Here is a 23679-nt window from a genome sequence, read left to right as displayed (position 1 = left end):
ACACGGGCCGCATGTCACTTGCTCCCGAACAGTTTCGCAGCGATGATTTGGGAAATGAGCAGCCAGCCCCTCCCCCGAAAGCCCCGCCGGCCAAGAGCGGCCGATCCCGCAGATGCCACCGATGGCCCGCTGCTGGACCTCAATCGCTATGTGCCGGCCTTCATCACCTTCATCGGCAACAAGCTGTCGAACAGCGCCACCGCATTTTACCAGAAGAATTTTGGCGTCAACGTCACCGAGTGGCGAATCATCTCGCAACTGGCGATCGAGCCGGGCATTCCCGCCTCCCGGATCTGCCAGGTGATCGGCTTCGACAAGGGGCCGGTCAGCCGCAACCTCGCGGCGCTGCAGAAGCGCGGCCTGCTGACCATCCGCACCGCGCCGGATGACGGCCGTACCCATTCGATCACCCTGACCGCGCGCGGCCGCGCCATCCACGACAAGGTCATCGTCGCGGCGCTGGAGCGCGAGCGGCGGCTGCTGTCGTGCCTGAAAAAGGACGAGCGCGAAGTGCTGATCGACCTGCTGCGCCGGCTGCATGAGAATCTCGGCGCCGTGACCGGGCCAAGCACGAGCTGACCGTGCGGCGGCGCCGCGGGCGGAGTCCTGCGGTTCCGCAGCGGCCAAAAGCCTTTCGACACCAATCCGTGCTGATTGCGCCGTGCTGCGCAAGCATTCGTCCTCCCATATGCAGGGCGTTGACCGCCCGCCGTCTGACTGGGCGCAAGTTCGCACGCCTTAGTTGCTATGGCAACTATAAAGGTGCGCGCTTGCGATGCGGCGATGAGTCACGAGCAGAGCGTTGTGACGTCGTCCAGGTAAGGTGAGTACGCCTCTCAGGCTCCCTCCCCCCTTGCGGGGGAGGGCTGGGGAGAGGGGTGGCCCAGGGCTCGATCGAGACATTGCGCGACGCCGTATCAACGACTCGGCTCAGCGACCAACGCGCGTCTTCGTATTCAATCGGCAGCGGAGCAAGCGGTACCCCTCTCCCTAACCCTCCCCCGCAAGGGGGGAGGGAACCCATCCGCTGGTGCCTCTGCGTCCGCCTGTTCTTACCGTAATCTCAGCCCGCGCAGGCGACCGGCTCGGACGACGCGTCGTCCTCTAAGACCGCCACCGCTGCGGTGCGGCGCGTCAGCACGGCGCGCTGGTTGATGTAGCCCTTGTCGGTGATCTCCCCGCCGTCGACCGAGGCGGGCTCGGCGAGCAGCAGCGCGCGGGTGGCATGGCCGGAGGAATGGCCGCCCTGCGCCTTCAGCCGTGCCAGCCCTTGCCCGATCGCGGAGCGGACCGCCGGATGGCCGATCGCCTCTTGGGCGCCGGCGCTCTCGGGCAGTCCCGCAAGCGAACGGCAGGCGGCGAGGTTCGGGAACACCAGGAAGCGGACCTCGTCGCGGCCGTGGCCCGCGACGACGATATCCTGCGCAAGCGGCGCCAGCGCCGCGATGCCGGCGACGCGCAGGGTGCCGACGCTGACCCAGGTGCCGGAATTGAGCTTGAAATCCTCGGCCACGCGGCCGTCGAAGAACAGGCCGAGATCGGGCCGGTCGGGATCGGCAAAGGTGACGGCGTCGCCGATCTTGTAAAAGCCCTCGTCATCGAAGGCCTCTCGGGTGAGTTCGGGCGCCTTCCAGTAACCCGGCGTGACATTAGGCCCGCGCACGCGGACCTCGAGCTTGTCGCCTGAGGGCACGAGCTTGAGCTCGGTGCCGGGGATCGGCACGCCGATATTGCCGGAGCGTTTGGCCAGGAAGTGGCAGTCGGTCGCCAGCGGCGAGGTCTCGGTCGATCCCCAGGCCGACACCATCGGCAGCCTGCGGCCGATCGTCTGCAGCGACAATTCCTCCAGCGCGTCCCACAAATTCTGCGGCAGCGCCGCGCCGGCATAGAAGGCGAATTTGGTGCCCTCGAAGAACTTGCGGCGCAATTCCTCGTCGGTGCGGAGCGCCGCGATCAGCATGTCGAAGCCGCGCGGCACGTTGAAATAGACCGTCGGCACCACGCTGCGCAGATTGGCGAGCGAGGTCGCGAACAGGCCGGGCGCCGGCTTGCCGCCGTCGATATAGAGCGTGCCGCCGTTGCGCAGCACCAAATTGAAATTGTGGTTGGCGCCGAAGGTGTGACTCCAGGGCAGCCAGTCCAATATGATCAGTTCCTCGCCGGCCTGCTCCAGGAACGTCCAGGTCTGCGCCTTGGCCTGCTGGCTCGAGGTCAGCATGCGCTGGGTGTTGATCACGGCTTTCGGCGTGCCTGTCGATCCCGAGGTGAACAGGAATTTTGCGATCGTGTCCGGCGTCACCGCGGCAAAGGCCGTGGCGACCTCTGATGCTTCCGGCGTCGCGACAATGGATCGGAATAGCAGCGCATCGGTATCGTCGGGATTGCCGCTGACGATGGTTGCGCGATGCAGCGACCGGATCGCGGTCAGCGCCGCCGCGAATGGCTTCGTGCTCGTGACATAGATTGCACCGGGATCGAGCAGCGCGATCATGCTCTTCAGCTTGTCGAAGTCCTTTGACATCAGCGAGTAGGCCGGCGAGATCGCTGCCGACGGTACGCCGACATGCTGGGCGGCAAGCGCAAACAATGCGTGATCGATGCCGTTGTCGGAGAGGATGACCAGCGGCCGTTCAGTGCTCAGCCCTTGCGCCAGGATCCACGACGCGGCCCGCCGCACGATGCCGAGCGCGTCGCGATAGCTGACGGTGCTCCAGGGCGCCTCGGCGTTGGCGCGTTCGCCGAGGAAGATGCGATCCGGCGCCTGCTGTGCCCAGTGCTCCAGCCAGTCGCCGACGCAGCGGGCGCTTGCTTTCAGCGGCGTGGTGGAGCGGACCAGGATGCTGCCGTCGTCCCTGATATCGGCAACAATCGCAGGCGTCGCGAACAGGCGGTGCGGATCGTCTCCGCTGGCGGCGGCTGTCGTCATGGTTTCCTCCTCGCCCGTGTCTTTTCGGGATCGCGCCGCAACATGGTGCGACATCGCGGTCCCGGCCGGGCTCTTTGCCATAATGTTGCGGACATCAATTGTTGTCGTCAACAACAATCTTTCCCTCCCGTCTCGGGCGCGCTAGCCTTGGGCATGGCGAGCAAGCAACAGACGTCGCGCAAGGCGACAGGAACGAGAGCGGCGAATGGCCGCACGCATGGCGGCGACGCCGCCGATGACATTGGCCTCGACGCGCTGGTCGGCCACGCCGGCTATGCGGTGCGGCGCTTCCAGCTCTGGATCTTCCAGGACTTCATCAAGACGCTGGCGACGGTCGATATCCGTCCGACGCAATATTCGGTCATGACCGTGATCGGGGCCAATCCGGGCCTCAGCCAGATGGCGGTCGCAAAGCGGCTCGGGATCGAGCGCGCGCGCCTCGTGCACCTGCTCGACAGCCTCGAGGAGCGCGACTTCGTCAGCCGGATCCCTTCCGCCACCGACCGCCGCTCCCACGCGCTGCATCTGACCGGGCGCGGCAAGAGCGCGCTGGCCCGATTCAAGCGGCTTGCCGCCGAACACGAGCGGCATGTCGCCGACAAGATCGGCAAGGAAAACCGCGAGCAACTGCTGCAGATCCTCGCCTGCTTCACCTGATCGACCGATCGGATTTCGGCTTGGTCACGCTTGCCTTAAAATTGAGCAGACGCACTCTCAAGCGAGCCCGCTTCAGCTCCCCGCGACCATTTCAAGCAACTGATATTGTGCAATAATCTGTCGTGCCGCAGGCGCAGGTAAATTGTACACAATGGCACATTGCTTGCTTCGATTGGGCTGCAATTCCCTCGCGGCGGGCATCCGATGCCTTGCCGCGCCAGAGACGAGGCCAACCACGTGACTGAAACTGTCGCCGCGATCGTTGCCGCACACCGCGCCGGAACCATGACGCCAGCGCAAACGGTGGCGCGCAGCTACCACCGCATCCGCGAGCACAACGATCCCGCCATCTTCATCAGCCTGCGCGACGAGAAGGAGGCGCTCGCCGAGGCCGCGCGGCTCACAGATCCGACGCTGCCGCTCTACGGCGTGCCGGTCGCGGTGAAGGACAATATCGACGTCGCGGGGCTGCCGACCACGGCCGCCTGCCCAGCGTTCTCCTACATGCCTGCGCAGGACTCCACGGCAGTCGCCAGACTGCGCGCGGCCGGCGCCATCATCATCGGCAAGACCAATCTCGACCAGTTCGCCACCGGCCTGGTCGGCGTGCGCTCGCCCTATGGCATTCCCCAAAATCCGGTGCGCGGCGATCTCGTACCGGGTGGATCGAGCTCGGGCTCCGCGGTCGCTGTCTCCGCCGGTCTCGTGCCGCTGTCGCTCGGCACCGACACCGCGGGCAGCGGCCGCGTGCCGGCGATGCTCAACAACATCGTTGGCCTCAAGCCGAGCCTCGGGCTGATCTCCAACGCGGGGCTGGTGCCGGCCTGCCGCACGCTCGACTGCATCTCGGTGTTCTCGCTCACCGTCGACGACGCAATGGCCGCGCTTGCCGTGATGGCCGGGCCGGATGAAGCCGATCCGTTCTCGCGCGACCGGCCGCTGTCACCGCTCGCGGCCTTTCCTTCCAAGCTGAAGCTCGGCATTCCCAAGAGCGGCCAGCTGATCTTCTTCGGCGATCGCGAGGCCGAGAAAGCCTATGGCGAAGCCTGCAAGCGCTGGCAGGGGCTCGGCGCCGAACTCGTCGAATTCGACCTCGAGCCGTTCTACGAGACCGCGCGGTTGCTTTACGAGGGCCCATGGGTCGCCGAGCGCTATCTCGTGATCCGCGACCTCCTGGCGTCGTCGCCGGACGCGATCCATCCGGTGACACGCGAGATCACGATCGGCGGCGCGCGGCCCACCGCGGCCGATACCTTTTCCGCGCTCTACCGCCTGCAGGCGCTGCGCCGCGTTGCCGCGCGCACCTTCGCGCAGTGTGATGCGATCGTGCTACCGACAGCGCCGACGGTCTATTCCACGGCTGACGTGCTGGCCAACCCGATCGAGCTCAACTCGCGGCTTGGCACCTACACCAATTTCGTCAACCTGCTCGATCTCTGCGGCCTGGCGCTGCCGGCGGCGATGCGGCCTGACGGCGCGCCGTTCGGCATCACGCTGCTCGCTCCGGCCGGCCGCGACGCCGCGCTTGCCGGCATCGGCCGCGTATTCCACGCAGACACCGGACTGGCGCTCGGCGCCAAGTCGGTGCCGCAGCCGCCGCTCACCGCAGTCCCGGCGCGGGCCCGCGGCGACGAGATCACGATCGCGGTGGTCGGCGCGCATCTCTCCGGCATGGCGCTGAATCACGAACTGACCACGCTCGATGCGCGCCTGTTAGAAGAAACGGTCACCGCCGCGGACTACAGACTCTACGCGCTCGACACCACGCCACCGAAACCCGGCATGCTGCGCATCGAGGCGGGTGCGGGTCATGCGATCAAGCTTGAGCTGTGGGCGATGTCGCCGGCCGCGTTCGGAAAATTCGTCGCCGCGATTCCGCCGCCGATGGCGATCGGCACGCTCCGACTCGCCGATGGACGGCAGGCCAAGGGCTTCATCGTCGAGCCCGCCGCGATCAAGGGCGCGAAGGATATCTCGGCCTATGGCGGCTGGCGGGCGTTCATGGCGGAGAGGGCGAAGGCCTAGCCGCAGCGGAAATGCGTCCCCTCGCCCCGCTCTTGCGGGGAGAGGGTTGGGGTGAGGGCTTCTCTCGGCGAGCACTGCTTTGTCGATAAACCTGTACCCCCTCACCCGGATCGCATTACGCTACGCTCCATGCGATCCGACCTCTCCCCGCAAGCGGGGCGAGGTAGCAGGATCTACACCGACACCGCGTAGGTCTCGTATTCCCCGCGCACCTGCTCGATATGGGCGCGCATCGCGGCGGCCGCGCCGATCTTGTCGCCGCGCAGGATGGCGACGACGACGCGGTCGTGCTCGGCGTGGGATTTTGCCAGCCGCCCGAGGTTGCGGAACTGGGCGCGGCGGAACGGCTGCACGCGCACCCGTGTCGCCAAGGTGATCTCGGCAATATAGGCATTCTGCGATCCGGCGTAGATCGCGTTGTGGAAGCGCTCATTGACCTCGTGGAAGCGCTCGGGATTGCCGGTGTAGCTCAGCACCCGCAGCTCCTCATGGACCGCCTCCAGCGCGTGACGCTCCGCCGCTGTCATCCGCTCGGCGGCAAGGCCGGCGCACATCGCCTCGAGCTCGGCCATCGCCTCGAACATGCCGGTGAGCCGCTCGAGTGAAGGCCGTGCCACCACCGCGCCGCGATGCGCGCGCGCGTCGATCAGGCCGCTGGCGGCGAGCTGCCGCAGCGCCTCGCGCACCGGCGTGCGCGAGACCTTGAAGCGGCGCGCCAGATCGGTTTCATCGAGCCCCGCGCCCGGCGGCAGCGTGCCGCGCACGATCTCGTCGGCGAGCTGCAGCCGGAGTTCTTCGGCGCGGGTCGTCTTGTCGACCAGCGACGACGCGCGATCGACACGCCGCACCAGCGGCTCCGGCTCGGTGCCCTGCGGCTGCGGCGCGCGGGTCGGAAGATCGTCCAGGCTCATGGCTGAAACGCCCTTTCAATCACCCTGGTTCAAGCCCCCTTTGTTTCATCAATGACGCTGACATGGGCGGCGACGATTCTCCAGCCCTCGGCGAAGCGAATCCATGTCTGCATCTGCCGCCCCACCCGCCCCGGTGCGCTCTCCCGATAGAACAGCGTCGAGGCGATCGCGGTGTCGCGGCCATAGGTCGTGATCACGGTGCGGTCGATCCTGCGCATCAGCCCGGCTGCCGGCCGCCCGGCACGAAACGCCGCGATCTCGGCGTAGCCATAAAGATTCTCGCCGATGCCATAGCGCAGCGTCCGGCTGTCCTTGCGGAACAGCTCGTCGAGCACGGCGATATCGTTCGAGACCAGCGCCTTCTCGTAGCGCTCGAACTGCGCGGTGACCTCGGCGCGCACGTCGGGAAGATCGATCTCCATCTTAGATTCCTCTTGGCGCGGGAGCCGTGGCGACACCCATCTGTTCCAGCGCATAAGCGACCCGCAGCGCGATGTCCTCGCGCCATGGCGCGGCAATGATCTGCACGCCGATCGGCATCGGTTCAAGCGGCACCGGCACGGCGGCCACCGGCAGGCCGATGAAGGAGATCGGCTGGGTATGGATACCGATATTGGGGCGGACCGGAAGCTCGACCCCGTCGAGCGTAAAGGTGGCCTGGCCGATCTTCGGCGCCGTGCACGGCGTTGCCGGCGCCAGGATCACGTCGACCGACTGGAACAGCTCCAGCACCCTGGCGCGGTACCAGCGGCGGAATTTCTGCGCCTTGTCGACATAGACCGCCGGGATCATCGCGCCCGCGATCAGGCGGTCGCGCACTGGCGGGTCAAAATCGTTGGGCCGCTCGCGCAGCCGATCGAGGTGCAGCGCGGCGCCCTCGGTCGTCGTCATGATGAATGCGGCCGCGCGGGCGCGCGCCGCTTCCGGCAGCTCCACGGTCTGGGTGGCGCCGAGCGCCTTTGCCACGCGCGCGACCGCTTCGACGGCCTCCGGCAACAAATTCTGCTGAAAATAACCGCCGGCAATCGCAACGCGCAGCCGGCCGACATCATTGGCAAGCAACGGCACGGTCGGCTCGACCGATCGCACGATGCAGGCGGGATCGTCGGCATCAGGCCCCTGCATGACGTCATAGGCGAGCGCGAGATCTCTCACGTTGCGCGCGAACGGGCCGAGGTGATCGAGGCTTGCGACGAACGGAAAGGAGCGCGCGCGCGTAAGCCGACCATAGGTCGGCTTCAGGCCGAACGTGCCGCAGAATGACGACGGCACCCGGATCGAGCCGTTGGTATCGGAGCCGAGCGCGATCGGCACCAGTGCGCCGCCGACGGCGCTGCCGGAGCCGCCCGAGGAGCCGCCGGCCATCCGCGTCGGATCATGCGGATTGCGCGATGGACCGTCATGGGCGTTCTCGCCGGTGAAGTCGTAGGCGTATTCGCCCATGTTGAGCGCGCCGACCAGCACGGCACCGGCCGCTTCCATCCGCTCGATCAACGTGGCATCGCGCGGCGACGGTGGCAGGTCGCGATTGATCTTGGAGCCGGCGCGGGTCGAGAGGCCCTGCACGTCGAACAGGTTCTTCACCGCGAAGGGCACGCCGGCGAGCGGGCCGGCCGGTTGGCCCGCCGCGATCGCGGCGTCGACCGCCTTGGCCCTGGCACGCGCGCGATCGGCGGTGACGTCGGTGAAGGCATTGAGGACCTTGTCGTGCGCCGCGATGCGCGCGAGCGCCGCTTCGGTCGCGGCAAGGGCCGTGATCTTGCGGCTCGATACGGCCTGCGCGATTTCGGCGGCCGACATGGCAGCGGGAGTCTCTGACATCGCGATCTCAGGTCGAATAGACGGCGGCTGACGCGAGGTCGTCAGGCAACGGGAAGTCGTCGACCAGCCGCGCCAGCCGCAGCGCGACCTCGAGATTTGCGCGCACCGCCGGACGCCAGGCGTCTTCCAGCGGCAACGCCATCGTCCGGGCGACGGCGTTCATGTAATCGTCGAGATGATCGTCCATTTCGCTCCCAACGAGTTATTCAAGACACCGGCAACGGCGGATGCGGGATCGCCGTGAGCAGCTCCCTTGTATAGGCATCCTGCGGATTGCCCAAGACGTGTTCGGATGTGCCCTGTTCGACGATGCGGCCGCTGCGCATCACGATGACGCGATCACACAGCAGGCGCACCACGTTGAGATCGTGCGACACGAACAGATAGCTCATGCCCATCGACTGCTTGAGGTCCTGCAGCAAATTGAGCACCACCGCCTGCACCGAGACGTCAAGTGCCGCGGTCGGCTCGTCGAGGATGACGAGTTTCGGGTGCAGCGCGATCGCACGCGCGATACCGACACGGGCCTTCTGGCCGCCGGAAAGCTGGTGCGGAAAGCGATCCAGCAGATTGACCGGCAGGCCGACCAGCCTTGCCAGCTCCTCGCAGCGGTCGCGGAGCGCGTCGCGCCCCCTGATATCGCCGAGCTGCATGATCGGGTCCGCGATCGCGCGCGCCGCGGTGAAGCGCGGATTGAGGCTGTCGGTCGGATCCTGGAACACCATCTGGATCTGGCTGCGTCGCGGCAGCCGCGCGAAGGATTGCGGCATGATGCCGCCGATGTCCTCGCCATCGAACATGATGCGGCCGGAGGTCTGGTCCAAGAGCCGCATCACCATCATCGACGTCGTCGACTTGCCGCAGCCGGATTCGCCGACCAGCCCGACGCTCTCGCCATGGTCGATCGAGAAGCTGATGCCGTCGACCGCGCGGAAGATCTCCTCCTCGACCGGCGGCTTGCGGCCGAACAGCTTTGTGAGCATCGAGCCTGCACCCTGGCGGGGATATTCCTTGACGAGTTTCTCGACCAGCAGGAGGGGTTCTTTTCTCTCGTCACCCCCGGGCTTGACCCGGGGGTCCATCGAGGAAGACATCTCTTGCGAAGATTGATGGATGGCCGGGTCAAGCCCGGCCATGACAGACAGTTGCTGCGGAGACTTCGCCTCCTCCTCCGGCAGCAGATCCCGGAGCGACACCCCGATCCGCGGCGTCGCGCGCATCAGCTTCTTCGTATAGTCGTGCTGGGGCGCGGCGAAGATGTCGGCCGACTTCGCGGTCTCGACCACGCGGCCCTTCTCCATCACCACGACGCGGTCGCAATAGGCGGCGGCCAAGCCTAGATCGTGCGTGATCAGGATCGTCGACATCGATCGGCGCCGGGTCAGCTCGACGATCAGGTCCATCACCGCCTTCTGGGTGGTGACGTCGAGGCCGGTGGTCGGCTCGTCCGCGATCAGAAGCTGCGGGTTGCAGGCCAGTGCAAGCGCGATGACGACGCGCTGGCACATGCCGCCGGAGAGCTCGAACGGATAGGCGTGATAGCGCTCGCGCGGACGCGCGATCTTGACCTGCTCCAGCGCCTCGATCGCCGTCTCGCCGCGATCGGTTACCTGCGCCTGCTGGACATGCTGGCGCAGCACGTCCTCGATCTGGTGTCCGACCTTGCGGATCGGATTGAGGGCGGCGCGCGGATTCTGGAAGATCATCGAGACTTCGCGGCCGCGCAGATCACGCATCTGGCTTTCGGTTGCCGCCTTGACGTCGATGCCGGAAAACATCACCGATCCGTCGGCGATCCGGCCGGGACGATCTAGGATGCGCATCACGGCATAGGATGTCACCGACTTGCCCGAGCCGGACTCGCCGACGATGCCGACGGTCTCGCCCTTAGCCACCGATATGTTGACGTGCTGCACCGCCTTGACGATGCCACGACGGGTCGTGAACTCGACCGTGAGGTCGCTAACGTCGAGCAGGGGCTGGGCGGTCATGTGCGCCGCCCCTCATGCAATGCGTCATCCAAAAATCGGCAAAACAACCCCATGCAAAGTAGCGGAGGAGTAACCTGATACCGTGTCGAGACAGTCATCAGGTCCTCCGCTGCGGGTCGACGATGTCGCGCAGGCCGTCGCCGAGCAGGTTGAAGCAGAACACCGCGATCATCAGCGCGAGGCCCGGGAACAGCGCGATCCACCATTCGCCCGACACCATGAAGCCGGCGCCCTCGGCAACCATGATGCCCCACTCCGCGGTCGGCGGCCGGACGCCGAGGCCGATGAACGAGAGTCCCGCGGCGTTGAGGATCGCATAGCCCATGGTGAGCGACATCTGCACGATCATGATCGGCATGATGTTGGGCAGGATGTGCCCGAGCAGGATGCGGTACTCGCCGTTGCCGGAGAGCCGCGCCGCCTGCACGAAGCCGGCATTGCGGCGGACGTTTGCTTCGGCGCGCGCGACTCGGGCATAGAGCGGAAAGTTCACGATCGCGGTCGCGATGATGATGTTCTGCACGGTGTTGCCGAGCGCCGCGACGATGCCCATCGCCAGCACGAACAGGGGAAACGCCATGATGGTGTCGGCGATGCGGCCGACGATGCGATCGGTCCAGCCGCCGAAATAGCCGGCGGCGATGCCGGCCAGCCCGCCCATCAGGAACACCAGCACGACGGAGGCGACCGCGATGAAGGTGTCGAGCCTGGTTGCCACGATGACGCGGCTGAAGATGTCGCGGCCGAGCTGATCGGTGCCGAACCAGTGCGCGGCGGACGGCGGCTTCAATGCAGCCGCGGTGTCGGAAGCAAGTGGATCATAAGGTACCACATAAGGCCCGAACAGCGCGGCAAACATGATCACGACCAGCAGCGCGAAAGCAAAGCCGGTGACTTTGTTTTCGCCCAGCACATAGCGGGTCTGCTCGAAGACTGCGGCGAGCCCTGAGGTGCGGGCGGGACCTGCGGGTTCGACGGTCGGTGCAACGGTGCTCATACGCCCCTCCCTAGCCTTCCAGCCTGACGCGCGGATCGATCACGCCATAGAGGATGTCGATCAGGAGATTGAGCAGCACGTACATGACCGCCATGGTCAGCACGAAGCCCTGTACCGGCGCGAAGTCGGACGCGATCAGTGCCTCGACCGCGTAGGAGCCGATGCCGGGCCAGGCGAACACCTTCTCCACCAGCACATTGGCCCCGAGCAGGAAGGAGAACACCATGCTGAGCGTGGTGATGACCGGCAGCATCGCGTTGCGGAAGGCGTAGGTCACGATCACCTTGCCGGGCGACAGGCCGCTGGCGCGCGCGGTGCGGACGAAGTCGGACGCCAGCACCGCCAGCATCGAGGCGCGCGTCATGCGGGCGATCGGCGCCAGCGAGAAGATCGCGAGCGTCACCGCCGGCAGGATCAATTGGCTGAGCGCCGAACGGAATGCCTCGAAGTCCCGCGCGATCAACGCATCGATGAGGTAGAAGCCGGTGACGGTCGGCGGTGCGCTATAGAACACGTCGAGCCGGCCGAGCGGTGCCGGCGACCAGCCGAGCCGGAAATAGAACACGTAAACCAGCACGAGGCCGGTGAAGAACACCGGCAGCGACACGCCCGCCGTCGTGGTGACGCGGCAGAGATGGTCGATCCAGGAGCCCGGCCGCGTCGCCGCCAGCACGCCGAGCGGGATCGCGATCACGATCGAGACGACGAGGCCGAGCAGAGTGAGCTCGGCCGATGCCGGCAGGCGGTTGCGCAGCTCGGCGGCCACCGGCTGCCCCGTGGTGAGCGAGGTGCCGAGATCGCCATGGGCGAGATCGTTGGTGTAGCGGACGAACTGCTCGATCAACGGCTTGTCGAAGCCGAGCTTCTTCCTGATCTGGTCGACCGCTTCTTTCGTCGCGGCAGGCCCTGCAAAATACGCCGCGGGATCGCCCGGCAGCGCACGCGTCAGCAGGAACGTCACGATCACGACCCCGATCAGCGACGGAATCGCGAACAGCAGCCGCTTGCCGATGAGGGTCAGCATGCGCGCCTCGCTGTTTGCGACTGCAATGCCACGACGGGATTAGCAGGGCTCCCTCCCCCCTTGCGGGGGAGGGTTGGGGAGAGGGGTGCCGCTTGCTCCGATGCCAAACGGCGCGCGCCGCCAATCCGCTCCTGATGCAGCGAACGGTTGGACACGATCTCGGTCGATGTCGTTCTTTCGAGTATGCGGCGTACCCCTCTCCCCACCCTCCCCCGCAAGGGGGGAGGGAGCCTGAGGGATGTGCTCACCTCACGTGAATGAACGCCAAATACCGATGCGTGGCGGACCATCAGCATGCGCGCCTTACCCCTTCGCCATCGCGCGATAGTCGAGCCGGCGGTGGAACCAGTATTCGTAGCCCGAGATGTTCTTCTGCATCGCGACGTTGACGAACGGCTGATAGAGCGGGATGCGCGGGATGTCGGCGAAGGCGAGATCGACGAAGCCCTTCACATCAGCGTCGTAGGCCGCGGTGTCGCCGTTGGCGGCGGCGATGCGCGCGCCGTCGATGAGCTTGTCCATCTCCGGCGACTTGTAGCTCATGGTGTTGAAGATCGAATTGTTGCCGTGATAGCACCAGTAGAAGAAGTACTCGGGGTAATCGAGCCAGCCCGAGAACACGTTGGTGAACAGCGGCATCTCCTTCTTGGTGAGCTCGGTGCGCCAGTTGGCGCCGGGCACCTTGTTGATGGTGGTCTTGATGCCGAGCTGCGCGAGGCTCTCCTGCACCAGAACACAGAGCGGCTCGTTGACGCCTGCGAAGTTCAGGTCGAACGAGATCGTGGTCTCGAAGCCGTTGGCATAGCCGGCCTCCGCGAGCAGCGCCTTGGCCTTTTCCATGTCGGTGACATATTTGGTCGGCTGCGGCCAGGCGACCTCGGTCGGCTTGTCCTTTGCCGCGCCGAACATCGGGTTGGCGAGGCCGAACAGCACCGCATCCATGATCTTCTGATACGGCATCGCGTAGGCCATCGCCTGCCGCACCTTCGGATTGTCGAACGGCGGCTTGGTCACGTTCATGCCGATGTACTGGATGCCGTTGGAGAACGGCAGCGAGACCACGTTGAGCTTGCCGTTCGTCTTCATCTCCTGGAAATCCTTGAACGGCAGTTCGTAGGAGATATCGGCATCGCCGCGCTCGAGCAGCGCACGGCGGTTGCCGGCCTGCGGCACCATGCGCCAGATCACGCGCTTGATCTTCGGCATCGGGCCAGAGACCCAATCGTCGTTGCGCTCCATGATGACTTCGGTGCCGGCGGTCCATTTGGTCACCTTGTAGGCGCCGGAGCCCGCGGTCTGCTGCTTGGTGAATTCGAGGCCCCACGGATCCTTCTCGCTGGCGTTCTTCTTCACCAGCTCGGAGTTGACGACGCAGGGCACGATCACCGCGAGGTCGGGGATCGTCAGTCTGTCCTTCTTCAGGAAATCGACGCGCACCGTATGGTCGTCGACGACGACGAACTGCTCGGGCTTGGTCAGCGAGCCCGCGCTCATCTGGAAGGTCGGGAAGCCGCCGACGCTGACGGCACGGTCGAGCGACCATTTGACGTCCTTCGCCGTCACCGCCGTGCCGTCGTGGAATTTGGCGTTCTTGCGCAGCTTGAAGGTGACCGACATGTCGCCGATGTTGAAGTCCTCGGCGAGTTCGGGCTTGAACTTGTCGCGGTCGTAATAGGGCACGCCGCCCGGACCGCTCTTCATCTCATGGCTGATCAGCCGGTCGTAGCAATTCCACGACACCTCGTAGCCGGGCACGTTGGTGCCGACGCCGTGGATATCGAGATTGTTCGGACCGCCTTCGGAGACGATCAGCAGCGTCTCGGAGCGCGCGTCGGCCTTGGCCGGCGACCAGATCGCGGGCGCGGTCGGCGCCAGCGCCCCCGCTGCCAGCCCGGACACCGATTTGAGGAAATCGCGACGCTTCATGTGATGCTCCAACGCCCTTGAGAACGGCCTTAGAACAAGGATCGCAAGGATTGTGCCAAACGCTAATGGTGCGCTGACGCCAACCAACCCGCTGATGCGATTGCGGAATGCCACGAAAGGGACACACCGGGCAGCAAGACCGGCCACGACCTATTGCATACAAAGGCCCCCTGTTTGCTCAATTTGGGTGCAGCGCTCCACCGCCTTGTGGCGAAGGATCCCGCAACGATCAGTTGATCCCGCGCAACAGCACCAGCACGGCGGTGACGGTGATTGCACCGCCAATTCGGGTCGCGATCTGCGCGAACGGCATCAACTGCATCCGATCGGCGGCCGTCAGGATCGCAACGTCACCGGTGCCGCCCTGCCCCGAATGGCAAGCGTTCACGATCGCCGTTTCGATCGGGTACATGCCCATGAGGCGCCCGACGAATGCTCCTGTGGCCATCAAGGTGAACACGGTTGCGACGATCGTGATCAGATTTGGCACCGTGAAGGCCGACATCAGCTTCGCCCATGGCGTCAGAGACACGCCAATGGCGAACAGCAGCGGATAGGTCATCCCGATCTGGACAAACCGGAACACGATCAGGCCACCCGACTGCAGCCGGGGCGACACCGCGCTCGACAATTTGGCGGCGACGGCAAGGAACAACATCGCGACGGGCGCCGGCAATCCGATCAAATGGTTGAGCATGACGCCGAGCAGATAGAGCACGATCGCGGTCAACCCCGCCCCGGCAATCGCCGGGATATCGATCGCCGAGGTCGTCGTGTCGTCGTGCATGTCGGTCGAAGCCGCCTCGAGCACGTTAGTGCCGCCTGGCTGCAACCGCCCTTCGCCGGTCAGTTGCGGATACTTCCGGCCGACGTAGTTCAGCATGCCGGAGAACAGGATGGCCGTCAGGCTTCCGAGCATGACAGGCGGCAGCACCATCGCAAAGAAATCTCCCTGCGGCTGGCCGAGGATGGCCGAATATCCGATCGAAAGCGGAATCGCGCCTTCCCCGACGCCGCCGGCCATGATCGGCACGACGATGAAGAAGAAGGTCTTGTAGGCGCCGAGCCCGAGCAGCGTGCCGACCAGCGTTCCGACCGCGCCGGCCGCGATGGAGCCAAGGCCAAGCGGCACGAAGATCTTGAGGAAACCCTTGATGAGGACGTTGCGGTCCATGCCAAGGATACTGCCGACGATGATCGCGGCGATGTAAATGTAGAGAAAATTGGTGGCCTTGGTGAATTCGACGATCGATTTCTCGATCGGCCCTGGAAGGAGCTTGTAGTAGACCAGCGCCGACGGGATGAAGGTCGCGAAGATGGCTGCGGCGCCGACATTGCGCAGAATGGGCAGCCGCTTGCCGAGTTCCGCGCAGGAGAACCCGCCGAGCACGAGCACGGCGATCATCGTCGGTGCATCCGGCTTGATCTGGCCTTCCATCGTCAGGATCGCAAGCAGGCCGACGAGGATGGCAAAGATCGGAAGCGAAATGATTCCGATGTTGAAATCCATCACGCGCCACCAGCCAGCCGGCCAGAACGGCACCGGCGCGGCCGCCTTGGCGGACGTATCGGGCGCGACCGGGTCATTCCAGGTCACACTCCCGGACGGGGATTTGTCCAACATTACACTCTCCCATTGATTTTCATCCGACGACTGCAATCGCCGGCGCGCCTTCGGGCGCGATTGTTCGGCCGCAGTGCGAAGCACTGAATGCCTTTGATGTCCGACGTCCCACTGCCGCGAGACGTGCGGCAGGGGAGCGGGATTGTCCGACGCCGTGCGAGGGGCATCTCTCCGGCGTCACGGCTCCCGCGAGGCGCGGAAGCCGCAATCCGCTACCACTTGTAGCGAACGCCGGTCACGACCTCGTCGGCGGTATCGTGCAGATGTGCCTGGCTGGCGCTGTACCCGCCCGTCGTCTTCAAGTGATCGCCCGCGATATAGACGTCCACGTTCGGGATCGGGTGATACATGAACGACGCATAGGTGGTCATGCGCGTGCCGGTTCCGGTCATGGTCGCCGAGCTCGCGTCCTTGAACGGAACGAAGGTAAAGCCGGATGCGGTCAACGCGGCATTGTGGGCGAAGAAGTCCTGCCAGCCGACTTCGACGTCGTAGAGCTTTGACGGCGTGACCTTCGCCGACACGGTGACCACATCGTCGTTGCGAATGCCGACCACGCCCTGATCGGCGTTGTAGTGGATGTAGCCGGTGTTCAGGCGAAGCAGACCGCCATCCCAGTTGCCGCCGGCGCCCCAGGACTGATGGATGTGTCCGACATTGGTGGTACCGATGGTCGGAATCTCCAGCACGTTGGCGCGCGTGTAGAAGGTCGAAACGTGGAACTGGCCGTAATTGTAGCCCGCAGCCACCGCTTCCGTGCTGCCCTTATCGAGGCCTGCGCCGGGGATCGGACCGCTGCCGAGCGGGCCGCCAGGGCCGTTGCCGTCGCCGAAATTGTAGGCTGCGCCGAGATACAGCCCGTTGTCGAACAGCTTCTTCCAGACCAGGCCCTGGTCGTAGCGGGTGTCGCCCTGCCCCCCGGCTCCGTTGCCGCCGCTGGTATAGAAGATGAGCTGCTTGAAATTGTTGACGTTGGTGAACCCACCCTCGTTCGTGCTGAGCGAAGAACTGCCGTAAGGGTCGCCCCAGATGTTGGCCACGTCGCGCGGCAGCGTGTTCTGCCGGCCTACGCTGAACTTGCCAAGCAGCGGGCTCTCGAAGCCGACCCAGGCGTCGCGGTTGAACAGCACACCGGGCGTATCCATGTTGCCGCTGGGCAACTCAAATTCGCTTTCCATCCGCGCCAGCAGATTGAAGCCGTATTCGGGGAACATCTTCTGCGTGACGTAGATGCCCCAGCGATTGCCGCTGAACCAGGAGGTGTTCAAACCGAAGGTCGTCCGCCCCGCGGCATCGACATTGGTCGTGTAGCCAAGTGTCGGCTCGATGACGCCGTATAGCAGAACGTCGGTGTTGTCGGTTTCGAAGATGTGGACGGGCCTGCCGGTCTTGAAGCTCTCCCACGGCCCGGCCTTGGCCGGCGTCGGGCCGGAAGCCGGGGCCTCGGCATGCGCCTCCTGCGCGCGCTCCACCTTCTGGACCCGGTCGTCGAGCTTCTTGACCTTCCTCTTCTGCTCCTCGAGCTCGGTCAGACGCTTGCTGAGCGCCCTGATCTCGGCCTTGAGTTCGCCGACGTCATCCGTCGCCTTCGCCGGCGACGATGTCAGCAAGGCGATCGCCGTGAGCGACGCGCCTGCCCAGAAATATCGGCTCGCGGCGCCTGCCCTGCTCCGCACGCGGGTTCCCACGACAGCTTCAGCCGCCGGCTGCCGGAATTGCACTGCTTGGTTCATGTCGCCCCCTGAGAGAATTTTTGCTTCGCTCGGGGAAACTGGCGTCGATAGCTGTCAGAACCCTGTCATGTCCGCGCCGTCGCGTAGCGCCGTTCAACGATCACCGTTGCAGGATCAACACACCCTTCGGCGCGAACGCGGTGGGTGGCCGCGATCACTTCGCAGCTGCATCGAACTTCAGGTCTCGGGCCGTTCTCGGGCCTTGGGCGAAGCAACGGCCCTTGACCGGATCGCTGCAGCTGATCTAGTTGAGCAAACGATGAAGAACGCGCGCCAGCGAAATGGCGCCCCGAAAACGACAGGAAACGATCGGCTGCGAACAGTGGAATAATTCTGTCGCGTCGACCATGAAGACGAGAATTTCCGTCTTCCTTGAGGGGATGCCTTAACGTGCGCAAGAAATCATGCGTGCGCTTCTGATCGAAGACACGGCGGATCTGGGCGCGGCGATCGCAGCGCGCCTGCGTGGTCAGGGGCATGCGGTCGAGTGGTTGACCGATGGCGGGCACGCGTCCCGCCGCATTCAGGAAGACCCTTTCGATCTGATCATTCTCGATCTCATGCTGCCCGGCATGAGCGGCTCGGACCTGCTGAAGCTTCTGCGCAGCCGGCGCATTCGCACGCCGGTGCTTGTGATCACCGCCAGAGGCGACGTCGGCGACAAGATCAGCGTGCTCGACATCGGCGCGGACGATTATCTCGTGAAGCCGTTCGACCTGCGCGAGCTGGAGGCAAGGATGCGGGCCGTCGTGCGACGGCACAGCGGTATTCCGACCAGCAAGATCGAGATCGCCGATGTCGCCATCGATATTGCGGCGCAATCGATCACCGCTGCCGGCGCCCGGATCGAGCTGACGCGGCGAGAATTTCGCCTGCTGGAGCTCCTGGTCCTGTCACCGGGACTGGTGGTGCCGCGAGAGCGATTGATCGATCAGCTCTTCGGTTACGAGAACGCCGTCAACCCGAACGCGCTCGAACTCTACATCTCGCGCATCCGGCGCCGGTTGAAGGCTTCGAGGCTCCGCATCGAAACCGTGTGGGGCGTCGGCTATGTGGCGAAGGCTGACGATGCGCCGACCGCAGACCTCAATTAAGCGCGACATCCTACTCGGCGCGATTTCGCTGCTGGCGATTCTCGGCGTCGGCCTGTTCATCTACGTGCGCAACTTCTCTCTCAATGCCGCCGACACCGCATTCGATCGCGTTCTCGCCGCATCCGCGTTCTCGATTGCCGACAGTATCCGGGTCGAGGATGGAAAACTCACCGTCGAGCTGCCGCTGGCCTCGCTGGAAATCCTCGGCGCAGCCCGCGAGACGCGGGCCTTCTACGCCGTCCGAGCACCGGATCGTTCCCTGATCACCGGCTATGCCGACCTGCCCGACGCCGCGAGGGGTTCCGATCGCGACCGATCACCGACTTTTTCCGACGCTACATACTCACAGGCTGCGGTCCGGATCGGCACGGTCTGGCGCTACATCGATTTCGGCGACCGGTCCGGCTGGGTCAGCGTCAGCGTCGCCGAGACGCGGGAAGCCCGTTCGCAGCTCGCCGCCGACATCCTCAAGAATTCGTTCGCGCCGATGGCGCTGGCCGGAATTGTGATTTGCCTGCTCATTTCAAAGGGGCTCAACAGGGCTTGGGCGCCCCTCGTGACGCTCGAGGCGGAATTGACCCGGCGCGCGCCCGGCGATCTGACCCCGATCCGGACGCCAGTTCCGAGGGAAGTCACTTCGCTCGTCTCAAGTCTCAACGACTTCATGCAGCGGCTCGACGGCGTGCTCAATACGCTGCGCGGCATCGCCGTCGATACCACGCATGACATCCGGACACGGCTGGCCTCGATCCGCGCGTTGGCCGAGGTCGCGGCGTCCGAACCGGATCCGGGTTTGCTGCGAAACTATACCGACCGGATTCTGGCCAACGCCATCGACGCGACGCGCATCGTCAACCAGCTGCTGGCGGACGCTGCGATAGCCCACCATATCGAGACGTCCGGCAACCCGCGTTGCGATTTCCTCGAGCTCTATCTTGAGGCCGTGGAACGCTTGCCGAAAGACAACATGCAGCGCTGCAGGTTGGCTGATCTGTCGACCACCCACGACGACTTTCCGGTTTGCGGGGCCCCTCTGGCTCTTCGCGAGCTGATTGGCAACCTTCTGGACAATGCGCTGAAATATGCTCCGGGCGGCACCATCGATATCGATCTGCGCACGTCGCCCGATGGTTCGACCATCGAATTCGACGTGGCTGACCGCGGCCCAGGCATCCCCGACAGGGACAAAACCCGCGTGCTGGAGCGCTTTCAGCGCGGATTGGAGCAAACCCACGTCGCCGGAACCGGGCTCGGCCTAAACATTGCCAAGAACGCAGCCGCGGCCGCTGGCGGCAATCTCGCTTTGCTCGATCGCCCCGGGGGCGGCCTTCTGGCGCGGGTAATCCTGCCGAGGGCGACATGAGCGCCAAGCCGTCACCGCCCATCGCGCGAAACGCCATGCGATGCATCGCGCTCATCGTGGGGCTGTTTCTCGTCAGCGGCGGCTGCCGTGCCGACCAGTCAAAGTCGATCAACGAGCTGAACGTGTTCCACGCGCCTGCGAGCCCCACTGCTACGCTGCTCATTCATGGGACGGCGGATATCCTGGCTATGGGCCCCGTCATTGAGGGTTTCCAGAAGGAGCATCCGGACATCGAGGTCCAGTACCGCCTCTACGAGACGGTACCGCTTTATCAGGAGGGCGCCAGCGCGCCGAGCGACAGGCCCGTCGCCGATCTCCTGATCAGCTCGGCAATGGATCTCCAGGTCAAGCTCGCCAATGACGGGCATGTCCAGCGAGCCGCGATCGCCACACGCGGGCTGCCGGACTGGGCGGTCTGGCGCGACGAGATTTTTGGCTTCACCGTGGAGCCGGCGGTGATCGTCTACAACAAGGACATGCTCGATCGCGACGAGGTCCCGAAGTCGCATCAGGACCTGATCCGGTTGCTGGAGCGATCGCCGGAGCGATTCCGCCGGAAGATCGCGACTTACGACATCGGCGTCAGTGGCGTCGGTTATCTGTTCGCAACGACCGAGTCGATGCTGTCGGCCAACTTCTGGCGCCTGGCGCACGCACTTGGCACCACCAAGGCGAAGCTCTTCTGCTGCACGCAGGACATGCTCGACTCGCTCAGCCGCGGCGACACGCTCATCGCATATGACGTTCTCGGCTCCTACGCTCTGCGGCAGGCAGAGCGGCATCCGAACCTCGGCATTGTGGTGCCGGAAGACTATGTGACGGTCGTGTCCCGGACCATCGTCATCCCGCGACGGGCGCAACACCCCGCACTGGCCGGAACCTTCGTGGACTATGTGCTCTCCGAGCCCGGTCAGGCCGTGGTCGCCAACGGCTTCGGATTATCGATCGCCGGCGTGGGCACCGACCGCGAGCAAATGAAGACGCGATATGTCGCCGAGAAGCCCGGCTTGCTCAATTTTCCAACGCTCGGCCTTCCGGCGCTTGCCTATCTGGATCTTGTCAAGCGCGAGCAGTTCGTAAAGACTTGGCGCCAGATTGTGTCGCCCTAGAGCCGCTTCTTGACGCGGCTGCGTTGCGCGAAGGGGCATCCACTTCGCTCAAGACGCCTTGGCTCTCTGCGGCGAAAGATCACGGCCAGACCAACTCCTGCAACTGCACGAGATCGTCGACCCGGTCCGGCCAGCCCGCGACGCAGATGTGCCGGAGCGGATCGCTGGCCGAGTGCAGCATCAAGAGCGCCATCAACCGCCGCTTCAATACGAACGTCACCTCGCTGCGGGGGATGCCGAAGCCGTCGAACAGGCTGCGCACCCGGCGCGGATGCCCGGCGGCCATGAAGGCGCTCGGGCCGAGCAGATCATACTCGCCCCATCCGGTCCGGACGTCGCCGAAATCGAACAGGCCGGCGACGTGCCAACCGTCGGCCCGGCGGCCCAGCAGGAAATTCTCCGGGATGTACTCACCGGTCAGGATCACCGGCGGCGTGTGCATCGGGATCAATTCGGCGGCGTCACGCAGGAGATCATCGAGCGAGGTGAGCAATTTCGCCGGCAGGCCGAGCCGTTCATGCCGCGCCCGGCACTGCGCGATCTGCCCGCGCATGAAGGCCTCCCAGCGCGGCTCGATCGCAAGCAGGCGGCCGGGCGGCACGCGCTGCACCTCGGCGATCACGGCGCCGATCTCGGCGAGCACGCGCTCCCGCTCGGCCTCCGACAGCGATGGCCATACCTCCGAACCGACGGTGCCGGCGAGGTGCGTGATGACGAGATACGGCCAGCCGTCGCGCTCGCCCTCCGCGATGACGTCGGGGATCGGAATGCCGAGCCGTCCGCGCAGCTGCGCGAGCGCGCTGCGTTCGGACACGAATTGCGGCCGCAGAAACGGCGGGAACAGTTTCAGGATCAGGTCGCCGTCGAGCCCGACGACGAGGTTGGTGCCGGTCGAGAACACGTGCGGCGCGCCACAGGACAGCCCGTGGCGATCGGCAATATCGCGCACGACCGGCAGCCAGCGCGACGTGTCGCCGCGCCAGGCGCGGTAGGTGTCGTAGTCGGTGATGGGTGGCAAAAGCGCGGTCATATTTCAATCGTCATTGCGAGGAGCGAAGCGACGAAGCAATCCATGTTCGAAGCAGGCGGCGCGATGGATTGCTTCGCTGCGCTCGCAATGACGCAGGAGAGAGCGCACCACCCTCACCGATCCGGATTGGCGCGCTCGAACTGGCGCAGCAGACGGTTGCCACGTTCGACGGCGTTGTCCATCGCGGCCTGCGCCGAACGCTTGCCGGTGAACACCTGCTCGAGCTCCTCCTCGATCACGTCGCGGATCAGGACGAACGAGCCGAGCCGGATGCCCTTGGAATTGTCGGTCGGCGGCTTCAGCGTGACCTCCTCGATCGAGATCGAGGCACCGGGATTGCGCTCGTAGAATCCCTGCGTGCGACTGAGATCGAATGCGGCGCGGGTGATCGGCAGGTAGCCGGTGTTCTGGTGCCAGGCGACCTGCACCTCGGGCCGCGACAGGTAGGCGAAGAATTTCGCCACCCCGGCATATTCGGCGCGCGGCCGGTCGCGCAGCACCCACAGCGTCGCACCGCCGATGATCGAGTTCTGCGGCGCGCCCTGTACGTCGGGATCATACGGCATCATGCCGTAGCCGACCTCGAATTTCGAATTGGCCTTGATGTCGGCGCGGGTGCCCGACGAGCCGATGAAGATGCCGCACTCGCCCTTCTGAAAGCGCGGCTCGGCGGCCTGGCCGCGGCCGCTGTAGTCGAAGGTCTTGTCGGCCTGCCACTGCGCGAGCTGCGCGATGTGGCGCACCACCAGCGGGTTGTTGAAGATCAGCTGCGCGTCGAGCCCGGAGAAGCCGTTGGCCTTGGTCGCGATCGGCAGGTTGTGAAACGCGGAGAAGTTCTCGACATTGATCCAGGACGGCCATGACGTGGTCACGCCGCACATCGCACCCGCCGCACGCAGCCGCTTGGCCACGATGCCGAGCTCCGGCCAGGTCTTCGGAGGCTCGCTCGGATCGAGCCCGGCGGAGCGGAACATATCCTTGTTGTAGTACAGGATCGGCGTCGAGGCGTTGAACGGGAACGACAGCATGTTGCCGTCGACATCGGCATAGTAGCCCGCCACCGCGGGCAGATAGGCCGACGGCGCGAACGCCTCCGATTGATCCCGCATCAGCTCGAACACCGGATAGATCGCGCCGCGCGCCGCCATCATGGTTGCGGTGGCGATCTCGTTGACCTGAACGATCGCCGGCTGGCTGCGCGAGCGGAACGCAAAGATCGCCGCGGTGACGGTCTCGGTGTAGTTGCCCTTGTAGGCGGGCACGATACGGTAGTCGGATTGCGAGGCGTTGAAGTCGGCGGCGAGCTTCTCGAGCTGCTTGCCGAGCTCGCCCGACATCGCGTGCCACCACATGATCTCGGTCGCCGCTCGTGCCGGTGCCACAAGCAGAAGGGCCGCGACGACGAGGTGCAAGACATTCAAGGCGAGCTTCACAACCAACCGTTCCCG

General features: G+C 65.1%; 19 protein-coding genes. 6 read left to right on the top strand and 13 right to left on the bottom strand.

The features are described 5' to 3' along the window. Window positions 1-54: 54 nt before the first annotated feature. On the top strand, window positions 55-579 hold the full coding sequence (locus tag HU230_RS36995; protein WP_224943979.1) for a MarR family winged helix-turn-helix transcriptional regulator: 525 nt from the start codon (window positions 55-57) through the stop codon (window positions 577-579). A gap of 484 nt (window positions 580-1063) precedes the next feature. Here HU230_RS36995 and HU230_RS36990 read toward each other — a convergent pair whose 3' ends face one another. Continuing rightward, entirely contained in the window at window positions 1064-2926 is a 1863-nt protein-coding gene (locus HU230_RS36990) for a feruloyl-CoA synthase (RefSeq protein WP_176533965.1), read from the bottom strand. Window positions 2927-3079: 153 nt separating this feature from the next. Here HU230_RS36990 and HU230_RS36985 point away from each other — a divergent pair, with 153 nt between their 5' ends. Together HU230_RS36985 and atzF are read left to right on the top strand one after the other, a co-directional pair. After that, complete coding sequence (locus HU230_RS36985) at window positions 3080-3583, top strand: MarR family winged helix-turn-helix transcriptional regulator (RefSeq protein ID WP_176533966.1); 504 nt, start codon at window positions 3080-3082, stop codon at window positions 3581-3583. 204 nt (window positions 3584-3787) lie between these two features. Next, complete coding sequence (gene atzF, locus HU230_RS36980; RefSeq protein ID WP_176533967.1) at window positions 3788-5608, top strand: allophanate hydrolase; 1821 nt, start codon at window positions 3788-3790, stop codon at window positions 5606-5608. Between the two features lie 173 nt (window positions 5609-5781). Here the strand turns inward: atzF and HU230_RS36975 are convergent, their stop codons facing one another. The 10 genes from HU230_RS36975 to HU230_RS36930 all read right to left on the bottom strand — a co-directional run bounded on the left by HU230_RS36975 (window position 5782) and on the right by HU230_RS36930 (window position 17635). Next, window positions 5782-6519 carry a GntR family transcriptional regulator gene (locus tag HU230_RS36975; protein WP_176533968.1) on the bottom strand — a complete coding sequence of 246 codons (738 nt, stop codon included), beginning with the start codon at window positions 6517-6519 and terminating at the stop codon, window positions 5782-5784. A 29-nt stretch (window positions 6520-6548) separates the two neighbouring features. Beyond that, the gene (gene hpxZ, locus HU230_RS36970) at window positions 6549-6941 is read right to left on the bottom strand and encodes an oxalurate catabolism protein HpxZ (RefSeq protein WP_176533969.1); all 393 of its coding nucleotides are present in this window, start codon (window positions 6939-6941) and stop codon (window positions 6549-6551) included. Between the two features lies 1 nt (window position 6942). Continuing rightward, window positions 6943-8340 (bottom strand): AtzE family amidohydrolase, encoded by a 1398-nt coding sequence (locus HU230_RS36965; RefSeq protein WP_224943976.1) that lies wholly within the window; start codon window positions 8338-8340, stop codon window positions 6943-6945. A gap of 7 nt (window positions 8341-8347) precedes the next feature. Then, entirely contained in the window at window positions 8348-8527 is a 180-nt protein-coding gene (locus HU230_RS36960) for a DUF4089 domain-containing protein (RefSeq protein ID WP_173639233.1), read from the bottom strand. A gap of 19 nt (window positions 8528-8546) precedes the next feature. Then, window positions 8547-10331, bottom strand: a complete 1785-nt coding sequence (locus tag HU230_RS36955) for a dipeptide ABC transporter ATP-binding protein (protein WP_176533970.1) — start codon at window positions 10329-10331, stop codon at window positions 8547-8549. A gap of 97 nt (window positions 10332-10428) precedes the next feature. Beyond that, window positions 10429-11328, bottom strand: a complete 900-nt coding sequence (locus tag HU230_RS36950; RefSeq protein WP_176533971.1) for an ABC transporter permease — start codon at window positions 11326-11328, stop codon at window positions 10429-10431. 10 nt (window positions 11329-11338) lie between these two features. Continuing rightward, window positions 11339-12352, bottom strand: a complete 1014-nt coding sequence (locus tag HU230_RS36945) for an ABC transporter permease (RefSeq protein ID WP_176533972.1) — start codon at window positions 12350-12352, stop codon at window positions 11339-11341. 303 nt (window positions 12353-12655) lie between these two features. After that, window positions 12656-14278 (bottom strand): ABC transporter substrate-binding protein, encoded by a 1623-nt coding sequence (locus HU230_RS36940; RefSeq protein WP_176533973.1) that lies wholly within the window; start codon window positions 14276-14278, stop codon window positions 12656-12658. A 229-nt stretch (window positions 14279-14507) separates the two neighbouring features. Then, window positions 14508-15902, bottom strand: a complete 1395-nt coding sequence (locus HU230_RS36935) for a 2-hydroxycarboxylate transporter family protein (RefSeq protein ID WP_176533974.1) — start codon at window positions 15900-15902, stop codon at window positions 14508-14510. A gap of 212 nt (window positions 15903-16114) precedes the next feature. Next, the gene (locus HU230_RS36930) at window positions 16115-17635 is read right to left on the bottom strand and encodes a porin (RefSeq protein WP_176533975.1); all 1521 of its coding nucleotides are present in this window, start codon (window positions 17633-17635) and stop codon (window positions 16115-16117) included. Window positions 17636-18039: 404 nt separating this feature from the next. Here HU230_RS36930 and HU230_RS36925 point away from each other — a divergent pair, with 404 nt between their 5' ends. Genes HU230_RS36925 through HU230_RS36915 form a run of 3 tightly spaced genes read left to right on the top strand, consistent with a single transcriptional unit; the run spans window position 18040 to window position 21201 of the window. After that, window positions 18040-18729 (top strand): response regulator transcription factor, encoded by a 690-nt coding sequence (locus tag HU230_RS36925; RefSeq protein ID WP_176533976.1) that lies wholly within the window; start codon window positions 18040-18042, stop codon window positions 18727-18729. Beyond that, window positions 18704-20092, top strand: a complete 1389-nt coding sequence (locus HU230_RS36920; protein ID WP_176533977.1) for a sensor histidine kinase — start codon at window positions 18704-18706, stop codon at window positions 20090-20092. The genes HU230_RS36925 and HU230_RS36920 overlap by 26 nt, the downstream gene beginning before the upstream one ends. Beyond that, entirely contained in the window at window positions 20089-21201 is a 1113-nt protein-coding gene (locus tag HU230_RS36915; RefSeq protein ID WP_176533978.1) for an ABC transporter substrate-binding protein, read from the top strand. The genes HU230_RS36920 and HU230_RS36915 overlap by 4 nt, the downstream gene beginning before the upstream one ends. A gap of 79 nt (window positions 21202-21280) precedes the next feature. On the opposite strand, the gene HU230_RS36910 is transcribed toward HU230_RS36915, so the two are convergent. Together HU230_RS36910 and ugpB are read right to left on the bottom strand one after the other, a co-directional pair. Then, window positions 21281-22231: an aminoglycoside phosphotransferase family protein gene (locus HU230_RS36910; protein WP_176533979.1), complete on the bottom strand. Its 951-nt coding sequence runs from the start codon at window positions 22229-22231 to the stop codon at window positions 21281-21283. 113 nt (window positions 22232-22344) lie between these two features. Then, on the bottom strand, window positions 22345-23583 hold the full coding sequence (gene ugpB / locus HU230_RS36905; protein WP_234633902.1) for a sn-glycerol-3-phosphate ABC transporter substrate-binding protein UgpB: 1239 nt from the start codon (window positions 23581-23583) through the stop codon (window positions 22345-22347). Window positions 23584-23679 lie beyond the last annotated feature (96 nt).

Origin of the sequence: Bradyrhizobium quebecense, assembly GCF_013373795.3 — a bacterium.
GTDB classification, from domain to species: Bacteria; Pseudomonadota; Alphaproteobacteria; order Rhizobiales; family Xanthobacteraceae; genus Bradyrhizobium; species Bradyrhizobium quebecense.
The sequence above is the reverse complement of the archived record's forward strand: the minus strand, read 5'-3'. Positions and strand labels throughout refer to the sequence as shown.

Excerpts from the sequence above, each read along its gene's own strand:
- HU230_RS36930 (WP_176533975.1), bottom strand. The coding sequence starts at position 17,635 with ATGAACCAAGCAGTGCAATTCCGGCAGCCGGCGGCTGAAGCTGTCGTG.
- HU230_RS36955 (WP_176533970.1), bottom strand. The coding sequence starts at position 10,331 with ATGACCGCCCAGCCCCTGCTCGACGTTAGCGACCTCACGGTCGAGTTC.
- HU230_RS36925 (WP_176533976.1), top strand. The coding sequence starts at position 18,040 with ATGCGTGCGCTTCTGATCGAAGACACGGCGGATCTGGGCGCGGCGATC.
- HU230_RS36940 (WP_176533973.1), bottom strand. The coding sequence starts at position 14,278 with ATGAAGCGTCGCGATTTCCTCAAATCGGTGTCCGGGCTGGCAGCGGGG.
- HU230_RS36950 (WP_176533971.1), bottom strand. The coding sequence starts at position 11,328 with ATGAGCACCGTTGCACCGACCGTCGAACCCGCAGGTCCCGCCCGCACC.
- HU230_RS36985 (WP_176533966.1), top strand. The coding sequence starts at position 3,080 with ATGGCGAGCAAGCAACAGACGTCGCGCAAGGCGACAGGAACGAGAGCG.
- HU230_RS36975 (WP_176533968.1), bottom strand. The coding sequence starts at position 6,519 with ATGAGCCTGGACGATCTTCCGACCCGCGCGCCGCAGCCGCAGGGCACC.
- HU230_RS36920 (WP_176533977.1), top strand. The coding sequence starts at position 18,704 with ATGCGCCGACCGCAGACCTCAATTAAGCGCGACATCCTACTCGGCGCG.
- HU230_RS36990 (WP_176533965.1), bottom strand. The coding sequence starts at position 2,926 with ATGACGACAGCCGCCGCCAGCGGAGACGATCCGCACCGCCTGTTCGCG.
- HU230_RS36995 (WP_224943979.1), top strand. The coding sequence starts at position 55 with ATGAGCAGCCAGCCCCTCCCCCGAAAGCCCCGCCGGCCAAGAGCGGCC.
- HU230_RS36935 (WP_176533974.1), bottom strand. The coding sequence starts at position 15,902 with ATGTTGGACAAATCCCCGTCCGGGAGTGTGACCTGGAATGACCCGGTC.
- HU230_RS36945 (WP_176533972.1), bottom strand. The coding sequence starts at position 12,352 with ATGCTGACCCTCATCGGCAAGCGGCTGCTGTTCGCGATTCCGTCGCTG.
- HU230_RS36965 (WP_224943976.1), bottom strand. The coding sequence starts at position 8,340 with ATGTCAGAGACTCCCGCTGCCATGTCGGCCGCCGAAATCGCGCAGGCC.
- atzF (WP_176533967.1), top strand. The coding sequence starts at position 3,788 with ATGCCTTGCCGCGCCAGAGACGAGGCCAACCACGTGACTGAAACTGTC.
- HU230_RS36960 (WP_173639233.1), bottom strand. The coding sequence starts at position 8,527 with ATGGACGATCATCTCGACGATTACATGAACGCCGTCGCCCGGACGATG.
- hpxZ (WP_176533969.1), bottom strand. The coding sequence starts at position 6,941 with ATGGAGATCGATCTTCCCGACGTGCGCGCCGAGGTCACCGCGCAGTTC.
- ugpB (WP_234633902.1), bottom strand. The coding sequence starts at position 23,583 with ATGTGGTGGCACGCGATGTCGGGCGAGCTCGGCAAGCAGCTCGAGAAG.
- HU230_RS36910 (WP_176533979.1), bottom strand. The coding sequence starts at position 22,231 with ATGACCGCGCTTTTGCCACCCATCACCGACTACGACACCTACCGCGCC.
- HU230_RS36915 (WP_176533978.1), top strand. The coding sequence starts at position 20,089 with ATGAGCGCCAAGCCGTCACCGCCCATCGCGCGAAACGCCATGCGATGC.